The sequence below is a fragment of the Actinoallomurus iriomotensis genome (genome assembly GCF_030269445.1).
Classification (GTDB): Bacteria; Actinomycetota; Actinomycetes; order Streptosporangiales; family Streptosporangiaceae; genus Actinoallomurus; species Actinoallomurus iriomotensis.
In genome coordinates this window covers 243,449-258,941 of the sequence record NZ_BSTJ01000004.1, presented here as the reverse complement: position 1 = coordinate 258,941, position 15,493 = coordinate 243,449, and the positions used below count along the sequence as shown (strand labels likewise).

General features: G+C 72.2%; 14 protein-coding genes. 11 read left to right on the top strand and 3 right to left on the bottom strand.

Features of this window, described 5'->3' with window-relative positions; all coding sequences use genetic code 11:
* Positions 1–42: 42 nt before the first annotated feature.
* From gcvPA to QSK37_RS18470, 7 genes are all read left to right on the top strand, one after another.
* Positions 43–1,434 (top strand): aminomethyl-transferring glycine dehydrogenase subunit GcvPA, encoded by a 1,392-nt coding sequence (gene gcvPA, locus QSK37_RS18500; RefSeq protein WP_285622523.1) that lies wholly within the window; start codon positions 43–45, stop codon positions 1,432–1,434.
* Positions 1,431–2,987 carry an aminomethyl-transferring glycine dehydrogenase subunit GcvPB gene (gcvPB, locus tag QSK37_RS18495; protein ID WP_285622520.1) on the top strand — a complete coding sequence of 519 codons (1,557 nt, stop codon included), beginning with the start codon at positions 1,431–1,433 and terminating at the stop codon, positions 2,985–2,987. The genes gcvPA and gcvPB overlap by 4 nt, the downstream gene beginning before the upstream one ends.
* Positions 2,984–3,949, top strand: a complete 966-nt coding sequence (locus QSK37_RS18490) for a 3-hydroxyacyl-CoA dehydrogenase (protein ID WP_285622518.1) — start codon at positions 2,984–2,986, stop codon at positions 3,947–3,949. The genes gcvPB and QSK37_RS18490 overlap by 4 nt, the downstream gene beginning before the upstream one ends.
* A 280-nt stretch (positions 3,950–4,229) precedes the next feature.
* The gene (locus QSK37_RS18485; protein WP_285622515.1) at positions 4,230–5,558 is read left to right on the top strand and encodes a ferredoxin reductase family protein; all 1,329 of its coding nucleotides are present in this window, start codon (positions 4,230–4,232) and stop codon (positions 5,556–5,558) included.
* A 23-nt stretch (positions 5,559–5,581) separates the two neighbouring features.
* Positions 5,582–6,052, top strand: coding sequence for an FMN-binding protein (locus tag QSK37_RS18480; protein WP_285622512.1), 471 nt, complete (start codon positions 5,582–5,584; stop codon positions 6,050–6,052).
* Positions 6,049–6,849: an FAD:protein FMN transferase gene (locus tag QSK37_RS18475; RefSeq protein ID WP_285622510.1), complete on the top strand. Its 801-nt coding sequence runs from the start codon at positions 6,049–6,051 to the stop codon at positions 6,847–6,849. The genes QSK37_RS18480 and QSK37_RS18475 overlap by 4 nt, the downstream gene beginning before the upstream one ends.
* A 152-nt stretch (positions 6,850–7,001) precedes the next feature.
* A complete protein-coding gene (locus QSK37_RS18470) occupies positions 7,002–8,087 on the top strand; it encodes an AbrB family transcriptional regulator (protein ID WP_285622508.1) in 1,086 nt (361 codons plus the stop codon).
* Here QSK37_RS18470 and QSK37_RS18465 read toward each other — a convergent pair.
* Entirely contained in the window at positions 8,045–8,986 is a 942-nt protein-coding gene (locus QSK37_RS18465; protein WP_285622506.1) for an aquaporin, read from the bottom strand. The genes QSK37_RS18470 and QSK37_RS18465 overlap by 43 nt on opposite strands.
* A gap of 227 nt (positions 8,987–9,213) precedes the next feature.
* Here QSK37_RS18465 and QSK37_RS18460 point away from each other — a divergent pair, with 227 nt between their 5' ends.
* The 3 genes from QSK37_RS18460 to QSK37_RS18450 all read left to right on the top strand — a co-directional run bounded on the left by QSK37_RS18460 (position 9,214) and on the right by QSK37_RS18450 (position 13,113).
* The gene (locus QSK37_RS18460; RefSeq protein WP_285622503.1) at positions 9,214–9,657 is read left to right on the top strand and encodes a DUF2231 domain-containing protein; all 444 of its coding nucleotides are present in this window, start codon (positions 9,214–9,216) and stop codon (positions 9,655–9,657) included.
* 128 nt (positions 9,658–9,785) lie between these two features.
* Complete coding sequence (locus QSK37_RS18455; RefSeq protein ID WP_285622501.1) at positions 9,786–12,491, top strand: cation-translocating P-type ATPase; 2,706 nt, start codon at positions 9,786–9,788, stop codon at positions 12,489–12,491.
* A complete protein-coding gene (locus tag QSK37_RS18450) occupies positions 12,400–13,113 on the top strand; it encodes a VIT1/CCC1 transporter family protein (protein WP_285622498.1) in 714 nt (237 codons plus the stop codon). Before QSK37_RS18455 ends, QSK37_RS18450 begins: the two co-directional genes overlap by 92 nt.
* 29 nt (positions 13,114–13,142) lie before the next feature.
* Here the strand turns inward: QSK37_RS18450 and QSK37_RS18445 are convergent, their stop codons facing one another.
* A complete protein-coding gene (locus tag QSK37_RS18445; RefSeq protein WP_285622495.1) occupies positions 13,143–14,153 on the bottom strand; it encodes a M48 family metalloprotease in 1,011 nt (336 codons plus the stop codon).
* 1 nt (position 14,154) lies between these two features.
* Complete coding sequence (locus QSK37_RS18440) at positions 14,155–14,541, bottom strand: BlaI/MecI/CopY family transcriptional regulator (protein ID WP_285622493.1); 387 nt, start codon at positions 14,539–14,541, stop codon at positions 14,155–14,157.
* Between the two features lie 135 nt (positions 14,542–14,676).
* Here QSK37_RS18440 and QSK37_RS18435 point away from each other — a divergent pair, with 135 nt between their 5' ends.
* Positions 14,677–15,360: a DUF5941 domain-containing protein gene (locus QSK37_RS18435; RefSeq protein WP_285622491.1), complete on the top strand. Its 684-nt coding sequence runs from the start codon at positions 14,677–14,679 to the stop codon at positions 15,358–15,360.
* Positions 15,361–15,493 lie beyond the last annotated feature (133 nt).

Here is a 15,493-nt window from a genome sequence, read left to right as displayed (position 1 = left end):
ACAGGCCCTAGCGGCGAACAACGTGCACAGAAAGGAGTGGGCGTGGCACATCCGTACATGCCGAACTCGACGCCGGACGCCAGGGCCGCGATGATGCGGGCGGCCGGCGTCACCGACGTCGACGAGCTGTTCGAGCAGATCCCGGCCGACCATCTCGCGGCCGAGCCGATCGCCCTCGGCGACGGCGTCCGCGCGGAGGCGAGCGTGCGCCGGCACGTACGGCGGCTGCTCGACCGCAACGACAGTTGCGCGGAGAACCTGAACTTCCTCGGCGCGGGCTGCTGGCAGCACTACGTGCCGGCCGTCTGCGACGAGATCGCCTCGCGCAGCGAGTTCCTGACCCCCGTCTGGGGCACGCCGTCCTCCGACCACGGCCGCAATCAGGCCTGGTTCGAGTACGCCTCGCAGCTCGGTGAGCTGGTCGGCATGGACTTCGTCGGCCTGCCGGTCTACAGCTGGGGCGCCGCGGCCGGGCACGCGATCCGGATGGCGGCGCGGATGACCGGCCGCCGTGAGGTGGTCGTGCCGGCCACACTCGACCCGGAGCGTCTCGCCGTGATCCGCACCTACTGCGGGGGCGAGGGCGGCGAGGCGATCGCCGTGGTCGTCGCCCGGCACGACCCGGACACCGGACGGCTGGACCTGGCCGACCTGGAGGCCAAGGTCGGCGACGCGACCGCGGCGGTGTACCTCGAGACGCCCAACCACCTCGGCGTGGTCGAGGCCGACGCCGCCGCCGTGGCCCGGCTCGCGCGCGGGCACGGCGCGGAGACGATCGTCGGCGTCGACCCGATCTCCCTCGGCGTGCTCAAGCCGCCGTCGGAGTACGGCGCCGACATCACGGTCGGCACCACCCAGCCGCTCGGCGTCCACATGAACGCCGGAGGCGGTGTCGGGGGCTTCATCGCCACCCGGGACGAGGAGCGGTACGCGCGGGAGTACCCGACGTTGCAGGTCAGCCTCGCGGACACGAGGGTCCCGGGCGAGCGCGCGTTCGGCATGACGCTGTTCCACCAGACCTCCTACGGATCGCGCGAGGAGGGCAACGACTGGACCGGGAACTCGGTCTACCTCTGGACGGTCGTCAACGCGGTCTACATGGCCCTGATGGGACCGCGGGGATTCGCCGACATCGGCGCGACCATCGCGGCGAACAGCGCGTACGCCGCCCGGCGCATCGGCACGGTCCCCGGGGTGAGCGTGCGGTGGCCGTCCGGGTTCTTCAAGGAGTTCGTCGTGGACTTCACCGCCACGGGCCGGACCGTGGCGCAGGTCAACGCGGCACTGCGCGCCCGGGGGATCTTCGGCGGCAAGGACCTGTCCGCCGACTTCCCCGAGCTGGGCCAGGCGGCTCTGTACTGCGTCACCGAGATCCACACGGCCGATGACATCACCGCGCTGGTCAGCGCCCTTCACGAGGTGGTCGCCGCATGAACAGCTTCCCCCGCCGCTACCACGCCGCCGTCTGGGACGAACCTCTGATCATGGAGCAGGGCGCACCCGGCCGCCGCGGCACCGTGCCGCCCGGCCCGATCGAGGCCGCCGGGGACCTGCTGCCGGAGGGCATGCGGCGTACGACGCCGCCTGCGCTGCCGGAGGTCGCCGAGCCCGACGTGCTGCGTCACTACCTGCGGCTGTCACAGCAGACCATGGGCATGATCGGCATCAGCCTGTTCGGCACGTGCACGATGAAGTACAACCCCCGCGTGGGCGAGCTGCTCGCGGCACGCGACCAGCTCGCCGAGATCCACCCGCACCAGGACGACGCCGCGATTCAGGGGCTGCTCGAGATCGTGCACGAGTTCGACCTGATGCTGCGCGAGCTGTCGGGGATGGGACGGTTCATCTTCCAGGCCGGCGGGGGCGCCGCGGCCGCCTACGTCCACGCCTGCGTCACCCGCGCGTACCACGAGTCGCGCGGTGAGCTCGCGCAGCGGCGCGACGTGATCACCACCGCCCAGGCCCACCCGTGCAACCCGGCCACCGCGGCGGCCGCCGGATTCAACGTGATCACGCTGCCGGTGGAGCGGGACGGCTACCCGTCCCTGGACGCGCTGCGCGCCGTCGTCGGCGACGGCACCGCCTCGCTGATGATCAACAATCCGGACGACATGGGCATCTACAACCCGCACATCAAGGAGTGGGTGGACCTCGTGCACGAGGCCGGCGGCCTGTGCTTCTACGACCACGCCAACTTCAACGGGGTGATGGGCCGCATCCGGGCGGCGGAGCTGGGCTTCGACGCGTGCATGTTCATGCTGCACAAGACCTTCGGCGCGCCGAAGGGCGGCGGCGGCCCGGCCGTCGGTGCGTACGGCTGCACGCCCGAGCTCGAACCCTTCCTGCCGGGCCCGCTCGTGGTCCGCACGGACTCCGGGTACGAGCGGCGGGAGAACGAGGCGGGCGTGGGCCGGGTCCGCGAGTTCCTGGGGAACCTGCCGCAGGTCGTGAAGGCCTATTCGTGGACGCTGGCGATGGGCGCCGACGGCATCCGCGAGGCGGCCGACATCTCGGTGCTGGCCAACAACTACATGGAGACGCGACTGCTCGCCATCCCCGGCGTCACCAAGTCGTTCGACCACCTCACCGCCCGGCGGCTGGAGATGACGCGCTACAGCCTCGGCGAGTACACGGAGGAGACCGGCGTGACCGCCGTGGACGTCCAGAACCGGATGACCGACTACGGCGTGGACGCGTTCTGGCTCAGCCACGAGCCCTGGATCGTGCCGGAGCCGTTCACCCCCGAGGCCGGTGAGGGGTGGTCGAAGGAGGACATCGACTACTGGATCGACGTGCTGGCCCACGTGATGGAGGAGGGACGCACCGACCCGGAGCTGGTCAGGTCCGCGCCGCACAACCAGGTCGTGGCCCAGATCGACACCGCCTCCCTCGACGACCCGGCCCGTTGGGCGACGACGTGGCGCGCGTACCGGCGCAAGAACGAGCGCGAGAACGAGCGACAGAACGAGCGAGAGGTCACGGCGTGAGCGACGTGTCATCACCGGCCGTCACGGTCGTCGGCGCGGGCAGCATCGGGGTGGCGTGGGCGATCGTGTTCGCCCGCGCCGGCCATCGCGTCGCCCTGTACGACCTCGACCCCGGCCGGGTCGCGGCGGCGCGGCCGGAGGTGGAGCGCCGGCTGGCCGAGCTCGCCGGGTTCGGTCTCGCCGACGAGGCGGCGCTCGACCTCGTCACGGCGACGGCCGACCTCGGCGAGGCGCTGGCGGCCACCGCGTACGTCCAGGAGTGCGTGGTCGAGTCGCTGGAGGTCAAGCGGGAGCTGTTCGCCGAGCTCGACCGGCGCACCGGGCCCGAGGTGGTGCTGGCGAGCTCCACGTCGATGATCCCCTGCTCACGGTTCGCGGACGCGCTGCCCGGCCGGGCGCGGTGCCTCGTCGTGCACCCCGGCAACCCGCCGTACCTGTTGCCGATCGCCGAGCTCGCCCCGGCGCCGTTCACGGCCCCGGAGACGGTCGAGCGCGCCCGAGAGCTGCTGTCCGCGGCCGGCATGGTGCCGGTCCTGGTCGGCAGGGAGAACGAGGGCTTCATCTTCAACCGGCTGCAGGGCGCCCTGCTGCGAGAGGCGTACTGCCTGGTGCGCGACGGCGTCGCCACACCGGCCGACGTCGACCTCGTCGTCAACTCGGGGCTGGGCCGGCGGTGGTCCGTCCTCGGGCCGTTCGCGACCGCGGAGCTGAACACCCGGGGCGGGATCGAGCGCCACGCGGAGGTGCTCGGTCCGGCGTACGCCCGGATGGGCGCCGAACGCGGACAGCACGACCCCTGGACCCCGGACCTCGTCGCCCGTGTCGCCGCGGAGGTGCACGCGACCCTGCCGCCCGAGGACTGGGCCGACCACGTCGAGCGTCGCGACCGCGCACTGATGCGGCTGGAACAGGCACGCCGCGCCGACCCCGAGTCGTTCGGCGGGTTCTCTCCCTCCAGCTGAACCCCCGCGATGAGCCGGCGGTGCTCGAGGGAGTACGGACAGGCACCTTCCGGCACGCTCGGATCGACCCAGGGGCGGACTCCGGACAATCTGAACGATTTATGAAGATTCTCCTGGTCACAGGCATGCACATGGTTTGACACAGTGAGCCGGGTCCGCTCCCTCCGGGAGATCGGTGTCGATCGTTGGAGGTGCCGTGCCGGCCACGCGTACCGCACGACCGCAGGCGAGCCCGCACCCTCCGGGGGCGACGGCGGGCCTGCTTCCGAGGCCTGGGCACGTGTGGGAACGAATGCTCGTCCTGGTCATCGCCGCCGGGGCGGGAGCGGTGCTCGCCGTCTGGTGGCAGGACACGACGGCGGGCTCGCTGCACGGCACCGGTGACTATGTGACCGCGGCGGGGCGGATCGCCGGAATGCTCGGCGCCTATCTGTTGCTCGTGCTGGTGGCGTTGATGGCCCGCGTCCCCCTCCTGGACAACCGGGTCGGCTCCGACGTCGCGGCCCGCCACCACCGGGCACTCGGCGAGTACACGGTGATCCTGCTGGTCTCCCACGCTCTCCTGCTCGTGGTCGGCTACGGGATGCAGTCGGGCACCGATCCGGTCACGGAGACCGTCACGGTGGAGGTCTCCTACCCGGACGTGCTGATGGCCACGGCGGCGCTCGGCCTGCTGGTCATGGTCGGGGTCCTGTCGGCGCGGACGGTTCGCCGCAGGCTCTCCTACGAGACCTGGCACTTCGCCCACCTGTACGTCTATCTGGCGATGGCGCTGGCGTTCGCCCACGAGTTCGCCAACGGCGCCGACTTCTCCAACTCCGTGCGCAACCGGGCCATCTGGTCGGCTGCTCACATCGCGGTCCTCGCCGCCGTGCTGGTCTTCCGTCTCGTCCTGCCGGTGTGGCGGTCGGTCCGGCACTCGCTGCGCGTCGCGGAGGTCGTGACCGAGGGGCCCGGCGTCATCTCCATCTACCTGACCGGCCGCCGCCTGGACCGGCTCGACGCCGAGCCCGGGCAGTTCCTGCGGTGGCGGTTCCTGTCCCGCGGGCTGTGGTGGGAGTCCCACCCGTACTCCCTGTCGGCGGCTCCGACCGACCGTACGATGCGCATCACCGTCAAGAACCTCGGAGACGGCAGCGGGCGGCTCGAGCGGTTGCGGCGCGGCACCCGGGTGTGGATCGAGGGGCCGTACGGAGCGCTCACGGCCCGCCGCGGCGCGATCCGTTCCGGTCTGCGGCGCCCGACCCTGCTGATCGCGGGCGGTGTGGGCATCACACCGATCCGCGCGCTCTATGAGACCTTGCCGGGGTTCGGGGCGGACGTGATCCTGCTGTACCGGGCGGCGCGGCAGGAGGACCTGGTCTTCTGGCCGGAACTGCAGGCCATCGCCCGCAACCGGCGCTTCGGCCTCTATCCGATCGTCGGCGGGGACACGGTACGGGGCCGGAACCCGCTCGACGCCAGGGCGCTATTGAGAATCGTGCCCGACGCGGCCCGGCGGGACGTCTACCTGTGCGGGCCTCCAGGACTGGTCAAGGCCACGACCGAGCAGCTCAAGCGCGCCGGCGTACCCCGGCGCCGGATCCACGTCGAAGCCTTCGACCTGTGAGCCCGGCGGAAAGGTGAACAGACATGATCAAGGTAGCCGTCTCGCTGGTGTCCACGGCCGTCGGACTGGTGCTGTTGCTGTCATTCAAGTCGCACACGGCGGGTGCGCCGAAGTCCGCGCTCGCCGGCACCGGCTCCACGCCCGCCTCGACCGCCGGACCGGGCGGTGCGGCCACTCACTCCCCGTCGCCCCGGCGAACGAAGCGTCCCCGGGGAGCGCACGGCACCTTCACCGGTGATCCGATCGACACCCCGTACGGCACGATGCAGGTGGCGGCGGTCGTCTCCAACGGCAGGCTCACCGGCGTCACGGTGCTGCGGCACACCGACGTCGGCGGCCGCAGCGCGCAGATCGACGCCGCCGCGCTCCCGGTCCTGAAGTCCGAGGCGATGTCCGCGCACGGCGCCGACATCGATGTCGTGTCCGGTGCCACCTACACCTCACGGGGATACGCCGGGTCGTTGCAGTCGGCATTGGACAAGGCAGGCATATGACCGGCCGGCGCACGGCGACCGCCCCGATCATGGGGACGGTCATGTCCATCGCGGCGCCGGGCGACACGGATCCGGACCTCTTCGCGGCGGCGGCGGAGGCCGCGTTCGCCTGCCTGCGCCACGCCGACGAGGTCTTCTCTCCCTTCAAGACGGACAGTCCGGTCAGCCTGATCAGGGACGGTGCGCTGCGGGTCGCCGGACTCGGCGACCACCCGGAGGGCGCGCGGATCCAGGAGATCCTCGACCTCTGCCATGCGCTCAAGACCGAGAGCGGAGGCGCGTTCGACGCGTGGGCGGTCGGCGACCCGCCCGCCTTCGACCCGTGCGGCGCGGTCAAGGGCTGGGCCGCCGAGCGAGCGAGCGCCGCACTGACCGCGCACGGCCTGACCGGCCACACCCTTGGGGCCGGCGGTGACGTCCGGGTCCGCGGTGGGGCCGGCGACCGGCCCTGGCGGGTGGGCATCGCCGATCCTCGCCGGCCGGGGCGGGTGCTCACCGTCGCCGAACTGGCCGACGGGGCCGTGGCGACCTCGGGCACCGCCGAACGCGGCGCGCACGTCTGGGACCCCCGCACCGGCCGCCCCGCCTCCGGCCTGCTCCAGGTCTCCGTCATCGGACCGAGCCTCACCTGGGCCGACGGGTACGCCACCGCCGCGATGGCACTCGGGCCGCAGGCGTACGACTGGCTCACCGACCTCGCCGAGCGGACCGGCTATGAGGGGCTCGTCGTGGATCGCGAGTCCCGCATGCGGTGGACGCCGCGCATGGCGCGGTTCATCCCCGCCCTCGCATCGTAGCTCTCAAAGAGAGATGTTCATTTTCTTGATTCGTTCTTGTTTTACTGCGTAGCGTGCTGACCATGAGTGCGTATCGGCTTGCTCACCCGCCGTGGCCAGGGCTTTTCCGTCGGCCGCGTGATCGCCGGCGGTGGGGCTGGCTGCTCGTCGTCGTGACCGCCTGCATCGCGGGAGAAGCCGCCGAATCCGTCGTGCCGGCATCGCACCTGCTGGTGCCACTCGTCGTGGGCTTCGCCGCGGCGATCAGCGGGCTCGTCGCCGGCAAGGTCCCGCCGTCCGTGAACCGCGGTTCCCAGGCCGTCCTCGGCGTGATGATCGGCGCCTCGCTGAGCCCGACGGCGCTGCGTCAGACCGTGACTGCGGCCGTTCCCCTGACCATCGTCACGGCTCTGACCGTCGCGCTCAGTCTGGCCGCCGCCGCGCTGCTGGCCGTGGTCGCCCGGCTCGACCGCCCCACCGCCCTCCTCGGCATGATGGCGGGAGGCTCGGCGGCGGCGGTCGCCTGCGCGGAGGACATGCGCGCCGACGCGCGGCTGGTCGCCGTCATGCAATACCTTCGCGTGGCTCTGATCGCCGCCACCGCCCCCGTACTGGTGGGCCGGCTTCTCGCCTCACCCGCGCCGTCCGGCGGTTCACACCCTGTCAACCCCCCGGCTTGGCACCTGGTGACCGGCCCGCACCAGGGCGCCGGGCTGGTGCTGGTCGCGGTCATCGCGTTCGCCGGAGCCGTCGCCGCAGGCCGGCTCCGGCTCCCCAGCGCTGCCCTGCTGGGGCCCATGCTGCTCGCCGCGACGCTCACCATGACCGGAACGACCGCCGGCTTCGCCCCGTCCGGTGCGCTGCGAAGCGCGCTGCTGACCGTCATCGGCCTGGACGTCGGCCTGCGGTTCACCCGTTCGGCCCTCACCCGGATGGGCCGGTTGCTGCCCCTCGCCCTGGCCTGCTCCGTCGTCGTCAGCGTCGCCTGCGCGATGCTCGCCTGGCCGCTGTCCAGGCTGGTGCACATCCCGTTGACGGACGCCTATCTGGCCACCACACCCGGCGGGATCAACGCCGTCATCGCCACCGCGGCCGCCTCCAACGCCAACATCCCGTTGATCTCCAGCGTGCAGAGCCTCCGCCTGTTCTGCATGGTGTTGCTCGCCCCGCTCCTCATCCGCCTGCTGACGCGTCAGGGCCGACCAGAGGAACAGGCTCACGGCCGCTCCGGCCGGAGGCCGCCGACCCGAGTGGGTTGAACCGGGGCGGGTGCGCCCTTCCGGATGACCCGGTCGTAGAGCACTGCGGCGAGGACACCGCCGATCACCGGGCCCACGAGACTCACCCACCAGCCCCCGAACGAACCGGACACGATCATCGGACCGAGGCCACGGGCGGGGTTGACCGCGGCGCCGTCGCTGGGGCCGCCGATGAAGACCGCCGCTGCGAGCGCGAGGCCGATCAGCAACGGGGCCAGGACGGTGGGGAACCGATCGTCGGTGACGGCGGCGGTCACCACGAGGACGAGCACGAAGGTGATCAGGATCTCGACGAGCAGAGCCCGGCCGTCGCTCACGCCGGGTTGGGGATTGGTGGCGCCGAGGTGCGTGATGGTCCGTGCCGCGTTGCCGCGGATGGCCCAGGTGGCGAGAGCGGCGAGGATACCGCCGAGCATTTGGGCGGTGACGTAGCCGGGAACATGCCGCCAGGAGAACCTGCGAATGGCGGCCAGCGCCATGGTGACGGCCGGGTTCAGGTGAGCACCGCTGATGTGGCCGAGACCACCGACGAGCGCCGCCAGCGCGACCCCATTGGCCAAGGCGATGGACAGCGAGCCGTACGGCGACCCGGCGGTGGGGTGCCGCAGGCCTGCGGCGGTGACGGTAGCGATGATCGTGAAGACCAGGATGAAGGTCCCGACCAGCTCACCGAGATAGGCGGCGGCCACGGCTTTGGAGTCCGCTGTGCCGGACCGACCCCCCACTCCATCCTTCAACACCTCCTGGATCTGGGCGCGAAGCTCAGGAGTGTCGGCGTGTCCGTGGGCGGTCACGACGTGTTCGACGGCCGCTCTGACCACTTCATCGGGTTCGCCGGCGATCGTGAGTGTGCACGCGTCGTCGCCGTCGAGTCTGCGGCAGTCGGCCACCTTGCGCATGGCATGCCTCCTTCAGGGCGTACGGGCGAGCGTGAGCAGATCACACGTGTCGCACCTTCCTCACTGGGATGGCTGATGAGGAATATGCCCAGGTGGCAGGCATGGAAATCGGTGATCCACCAGGCTGGGCGCCATAGCCGGGGGCCTGCGCGGCGGACCGGGCCGCATCTGAGCCGCGGATATCGGCCGGCTGTGAAAGGGGTAAGTACCCGAGCATGGTCTTAGGGTTGCCGCTGCATCCGCTGGTCGCCCACGCCGTCGTGGTGTGCGTTCCGCTGGCCGCGCTCGGCGCGATCTTGATGGCGTTCTGGCCGGCCGCGGCGCGGCGCTTGTGGCCGGCGGTGCTCTTCGTCGCCACGATCGCGCTGGCGGCCGTGCCGGTGACCACGGAGAGCGGCGAGGCCCTTGAGGGGCGCGTCGGGGAGAGCCCGATCGTCGAGGCTCACGCCAAGGAAGGCGAACAGGTGCTGCCGTTCGTCATCGTGCTGTGGCTGGCGGTCGCCGGCATCTGCGCCTGGGTCCATCTCACCGGGCGAACCTCCGCCGGGCCGAGGTCGCGGATCGCGGTCTCCGTGATCCTGGTGGGCCTGGCTCTCATCGGCGGCGTGGGCGCCACCGCCACGGTGGTGATCTCCGGGCACAGCGGCGCCAAAGCCGTTTGGACCAAGTAGCGATCCTGACCGGACCCGGCTGAAGCAGAGGGGGGACCTTCGTCCCTGTCCGCCTGATCGACGTCCGCACAGACTGGAAGCCGCCCCCGGCGACCGTCGCGTCGGCACGATGACAGGTGGGAGACCCGATGATCCATCAGACGGCCTCGACCGGGCTCTCGTCGGCGGAGGCGGCGATCCGACTGGCACGGGACGGGCCCAACGTACTCCCGCGCCGGATCCGGGTCCCGTTGTGGCGGCGGATCGTCTCTCAGCTGCGCGATCCGCTGATCGTGGTGCTGCTGACGGCCGCCGCGCTGACCATCGCCACCGGCGACTTGACCGACATGGCCGTGATCATCCTGGTCATCGCCGTGAACACCACGGTGGGAGTGAGCCAGGAGATCCGCGCCGACCACGCGATCAGCGCCCTGTCCGACCTGACCGCGCCGGCCGCGCGGGTGCTCCGGGACGGCGGTCAGCGACAGATCCCCGCCGCGGAGGTCGTCGGCGGGGACGTGCTGGTGCTCGCCGAAGGCGACATCGTCCCCGCGGACGCGACGGTCGTCGAGGCGGCGGCGCTGCTGGTGGACGAGTCCAGCCTTACCGGCGAGGCGGTGCCGGTGGGCAAGACCGTCCACGGGCGGGGGAACGGCGCCGCCGAGGACGTCTCGGTGGCGGCGGGCACCGTGGTGGTCAAGGGCCGTGGCCGGGCGGTCGTCACCGCGACCGGTGCGGCGAGTACGGCCGGGCGGATCGCGGCGATGCTCACCGAGGGGCCCGGCCTCACACCGTTGCAGCGGCGCCTGGTCGGCATCGGCCGCCTGCTGGCCGGCGTCACCGTGGTGTTGTGCGCGGTCGTGCTGGCCGTCGGGCTCGTCCGGGGCCTGCCGGGCGAACTCATGGTCGTGACCGCGATCAGCCTGGTGGTCGCGGCCGTCCCCGAATCGCTTCCCGCCGTGGTCACGCTCGCCCTGGCGCTGGGCGCCCGCCGGATGGCCGCCCGCAACGCGTTGATCCGCCGGCTGTCGGCGGTCGAGACGCTCGGGTCGGTGACGGTGCTCGCCACCGACAAGACCGGCACCCTCACCGAGGGCCGGATGGTCGTCCGCCGCGTGTGGACTCCGGCCGCGGAGGCCACCCTCACCGGCTCCGGATACGCGCCCGGCGGCTCGGTGCACGTCGGTGACCGGATGCTCCGCAGGCCCGACCCGTACGGCGTGACCGACCTGCTGACCGCCGTCGTGCTGTGCAACGACGCGGGACTGGCGCCGCCCGGGGCGACGGACGGGGACTGGACGGCGCTGGGCGACCCCACCGAGGCGGCTCTCCTCACCGCGGCCGCGAAACTCGGCATCGACCGTGGCGACGTGCGGGCGCGGTTCCCGCGATGCGACGAACGGCCCTTCGACAGCGACCGTAAGCGCATGACCACGGTGCACCGGCTTCGGGGCGGAGGTTTCCGGCTGGTGTGCAAAGGCGCTCCCGAGGCGGTGCTGGACGCCTCGGTCCTGGCCGAGGAACCGGGTCTGTCGGCGAGGGCCGCCGATCGCGCCGACCAGCTCGCCCGAGACGGGTTTCGCGTCCTCGCGGTGGCCCAGGCGGAGCGGCCGACGTGTCCCGATCCGGGCGAGGACCTGGAACAGGGGCTGCGCCTTCTCGGTCTGGTCGCCATCCTCGACCCGCCCCGTGCGGCGGCGATCGGCACGATCGCCGCCTGCCGCCGCGCCGGGATACGGCCGGTCCTCATCACCGGCGACCACGCCGGTACCGCCCGCGCCATCGCCACCGAACTCGGCGTCATCGGTCCGGGTGAGCCGGTGGTCGACTGCCGGGAGCTCCGCGAAGCCGACCTCACCCGTGCCGGCGTGTTCGCCCGCGCCACCCCTGGCCAGAAGCTCGACATCGTCCAGGCCCTGCGTGAGGACGGTGAGCTGGTCGCGATGACCGGAGACGGCGTCAACGACGGGCCTGCGCTGCGCCGCTCCGACATCGGTGTGGCCATGGGACGGCGGGGCACCGAGGTCGCCCGCCAGGCCGCCGATCTGGTGCTGGCCGACGACGCACTCGCCACGGTGGTCGCGGCCGTGGACGAGGGCCGTCGCGTCTACGCCAACATCCGCCGCTTCCTCGTCTACGCCCTGTCCGGCGGCGCGGCTGAGATCGTCGTCATGCTCCTCGGGCCGATCTTCGGCCTGGCCCTGCCGCTGCTGCCCGCCCAGATCCTGTGGATCAACCTGATGACCCACGGCCTGCCCGGCGTGGCACTCGGTGGCGAACCCGCGGAACCCGGCGCCATGGACCGGCCGCCGCGGAGGCCGACTGAGAGCATTCTGGGTGCCGGCCTGTGGCAGCGGGTCCTCCGGATCGCCGTCGTCCTCACCGCTGTCACCGTCGGAGTGGCCGTCTGGGCGCACCACACCGGCCGGCCCTGGCAGAGCATGGCCTTCTTCACGCTCGGCGCCGCCCAGCTCGGGGTCGCCGTCGGCTCCCGCTCCCGGCCGCGATCCTGGGCCAATCCGATGCTTCTGGTCGCCGTCGCCTCCGCCCTCGCGTTGCAACTGGCCGGGCTCTACCTGCCGCCGCTGCGCGATCTCCTCGGCACCCGGCCGCTGACCGGCCCCGACCTGGCGATCGCGATCGCCCTGTCCGTCCTCGGCTGCGCCGCCGTACGCCTCGACCGCATCCTGCATCCGGGCCGGCCCTCACCACCGGATCGCCTCGCCTCCACCGGCGAAGAAGTCCATCCTGAAAGGCGGGCAGATGTCCTTCTTCCACGTCGTCAACCCACATGTCGAACGCCATGGCGCCGGGCGTTCCGGCTGGCTGCGCGCCGCCGTCCTGGGCGCCAATGACGGGCTGGTGTCGACCGCCGGCCTGATGGTCGGCGTCGCCGCCAGCCAGGCGAGTACCGGAACCATCGTCACGGCCGGCCTGGCCGGTGTCGCCGCGGGTTCGATGGCCATGGCCGCCGGCGAGTACGTCTCGGTCAGCTCGCAGGCCGACCTGGAACGCGCCGACGCGGCGAGGGAACGGACCGAGCTCCGGCAGGATCCCGAAGGCGAACTCGACGAGCTCACCGGCATCTACCAGGCGCGCGGGATCCCGTACGAGCTGGCCCGGCAGGTCGCCATGGCCCTCCACCGGACCGACCCGCTCCACGCGCACCTGCGAGACGAGCTCGGGCAGAGCGAGACGACCGCCGCCCGTCCCCTGCAGGCGTCCGCCGCCTCGGCGGCCAGCTTCCTGATGGGCGGGCTGATTCCCTTCCTCGGCCTCCTGGCGCCGAGTTCCGCGACGCGGCTGTGGCTCATCGTCGCGGTGACCCTCTGCGGCCTGGCCGTCGCCGGCGTCCTCGGCGCCGTGGTCGCCGGCAGCCATCCCCTGCGCCCCGCGCTCCGCGTCGTGATCGGGGGAGGTCTGGCGATGGCCGTCACCGCGGCCGTCGGCCACCTCGCCCACATCTCGGGGATCTGACCGCTCATCCGGGTTCTGCGGTGAAAGCGTCAGTGGTGGAGGCGGTGTTCGACGACGGCGGTGAGGTGGCGCACCTCGTGGAGGGCGGCGGCGGAGACGCCGATCGGCCGGGCGTGGTAGCGGTCGCGGGCCTGGTCGAGCTGTTGGGCGCTGTCGTGTCCGGCTTCGACGGTGCTGAGCAGGGCCGCGGTGAGGAGGGCGAGTAGGAGCGCCGCGATGGCGGGGCGGCGTCGTGGAGTGCCGGCGAGTAGCGCGCGTACCCGGTCGCCGACGCCTGCCTTGCCGAAGCACAGCACCGCGTCGCCAGGGGAGGTCCGCCGTTTCTCTTCGTGGGCGGCGAGCGCGGCGCGGGCGAGTGCCCGGGCGGCGAGGTGCCGGTCGTCGGTGGTGGCCGCCGCGTCTTCGTCGGCCCAGCGTTCGGTGAGGTGGTGGATGGCCGCGGGGAGCGTGGCCAGGATCGGGTTGGCCGCGGCGATGAGGGTGGCCAGGGTGCGGTGGCGGTGGTGACGGTGGTTCAGGTGTGCGGTCTCGTGGGCCAGCAGCACGCGGCGTTCGTCGTCGGTGAGGGTGCGCAGCATTCCGGTGGAGACCACGATCCGGCCGCCCCGCTCGTCGCGGGTCGGAACGGCGAACGCCTCGATCCCCGGCTCGTCGATGACGACGAGATGCCCGTCTCCGAGCCGCCGGGCTTCGCGCCGTACGTGGTGCAGCGCGCGCAGCCGGCGTGCCGTCGCGAAGGCGAGCGCGCACGCCAGCGCGGCGAGCGTGACGCAGGCCGCCTTGGCGGCCGGTGCCGGGACCGGGTCGTGGTGGTGAAGGTGGTCGCCGGACCAGGCGCCGACGGCGGCCACCAGCGGCAGTCGCGCGATCAGCGTCCACGCCAGCAGGCCCAGCGTCAGCGGCACGGTCACCGCGCAGCCCAGCGCGGCGGTGAGCAGGAGGCGCGTGCCGGCCCTGGGCGGCATCCGGCGCGCCAGTCGTGGTCCGGCGATCGCGAGGAGCGCGGAGACCACGAACGGCAGGTAGACGATGACGTGCATGTCAGGGGCCGTCTTCGCCGCGGAGCAGCCGTTGCAGCAACGCCTCGTCCTCCGGGGGCAGGGAGGAGACGAAGCGGGTGAGCACGCCGGCGCGGTCGGTCCGGCGGCTCAGCAGCTCGGTCATCGCCCGGGCGGTGTGGTCGGCCTCGTTCACCGCGGGGGTGTAGGTGTAGCCGCGTCCGGTCGGTTCCCGGGTGACCAGGCCTTTGCGATACAGGCGGGTGAGGGTCGACATCACGGTGGTGTAGGCGAGCCGGTGGCCGAGGTGGACCTGCACGTCGCCCGGGGTCATCGGCCGGCCGGTGGCCCACAGCACCGCGAGCAACTCGTCCTCCAGCATGCCCGGCGGGCGCCGGCCGGGCGGGCTTTCTTCCGGCGATGCGTTCATCGAGCCTCCCCATCCATGTCGGCATCATACGCATCAGCTAGTACTATCCGCCGAGTACTACTCCAATAGTAGATAGGTCGTCGCGGCGGACGCGCCCCGCAGCCGGACCCATACGACTCGGAGACACACGTGACCATGCCGAACAATCCACTCGCAGCGCGGGCGGCGCCATTCGCCGACGACGAGGCCGCCTTCCACGCGCGCCGGCTGGCGGCCTATCGCGACGACGGGCCGATCGCGGGCGTCCTGGGTCGGCTGGCCCGCGGGCAGTTGCCTCCCCTGCCGCCGCTGATCGTGGCCGCCGTCGTCACGCTCGTCCTGCTGGTCGCCGGTGTCGGCGGCCAGACCAGTCTCGTGCTACTCGCCCCCGTGCTGGCGCTGCTGCTGGCCGGCCCGGGCTCGGCGCACCCGCACGGCGGGCGGCTGGACTGGGCGGCGCCCATCATCATCCGGCTCATCGAGTACGGCTACCTCGCCACCGTGGGCTTCTCTCACGCGGTTCCCAAGCCGCTGGTCTACGTGCTCCTCGGCGTCCTGGCCTTCCATCACTACGACACCGTCTACCGGACCAGGCAACGGCTGTGGCCGGCCGCCTGGGTCTTCGACGCCGGACTGGGCTGGGACGGCCGGATGCTCATCGCGGGCATCGCCGCCATCGCGCACATCGCGTGGCCGGCTTACGCGGTGCTCACGTTCTACCTCGGCGTCCTTTTCGTCGCCGAGAGCGTCCATGCCTGGAGCCGTACCGACCAGCGCGGAGTCATGGCCGACCTCGAAGAAGAGGATGTCGCCGAGACCGCTCCGCCCGACGTCGACTGAGGCCGTCGACGATGCTTGCGGCGGTCGGTTCTGGCCATGCGGGCGCCACTTCGGCTCCGGCGACGTGCCGCCGCCCGGCCCGATGACGCGCGCCCGCACGGGTCGCAGATGCTCCCTCGGGGCGGGGTTCCTT

Coding starts and splice junctions, on each gene's coding strand:
- gcvPB (WP_285622520.1), top strand. CDS start 1,431: ATGAACAGCTTCCCCCGCCGCTACCACGCCGCCGTCTGGGACGAACCT.
- QSK37_RS18480 (WP_285622512.1), top strand. CDS start 5,582: ATGATCAAGGTAGCCGTCTCGCTGGTGTCCACGGCCGTCGGACTGGTG.
- QSK37_RS18475 (WP_285622510.1), top strand. CDS start 6,049: ATGACCGGCCGGCGCACGGCGACCGCCCCGATCATGGGGACGGTCATG.
- QSK37_RS18465 (WP_285622506.1), bottom strand. CDS start 8,986: ATGCGCAAGGTGGCCGACTGCCGCAGACTCGACGGCGACGACGCGTGC.
- QSK37_RS18455 (WP_285622501.1), top strand. CDS start 9,786: ATGATCCATCAGACGGCCTCGACCGGGCTCTCGTCGGCGGAGGCGGCG.
- QSK37_RS18450 (WP_285622498.1), top strand. CDS start 12,400: ATGTCCTTCTTCCACGTCGTCAACCCACATGTCGAACGCCATGGCGCC.
- QSK37_RS18445 (WP_285622495.1), bottom strand. CDS start 14,153: ATGCACGTCATCGTCTACCTGCCGTTCGTGGTCTCCGCGCTCCTCGCG.
- QSK37_RS18440 (WP_285622493.1), bottom strand. CDS start 14,541: ATGAACGCATCGCCGGAAGAAAGCCCGCCCGGCCGGCGCCCGCCGGGC.
- QSK37_RS18435 (WP_285622491.1), top strand. CDS start 14,677: ATGCCGAACAATCCACTCGCAGCGCGGGCGGCGCCATTCGCCGACGAC.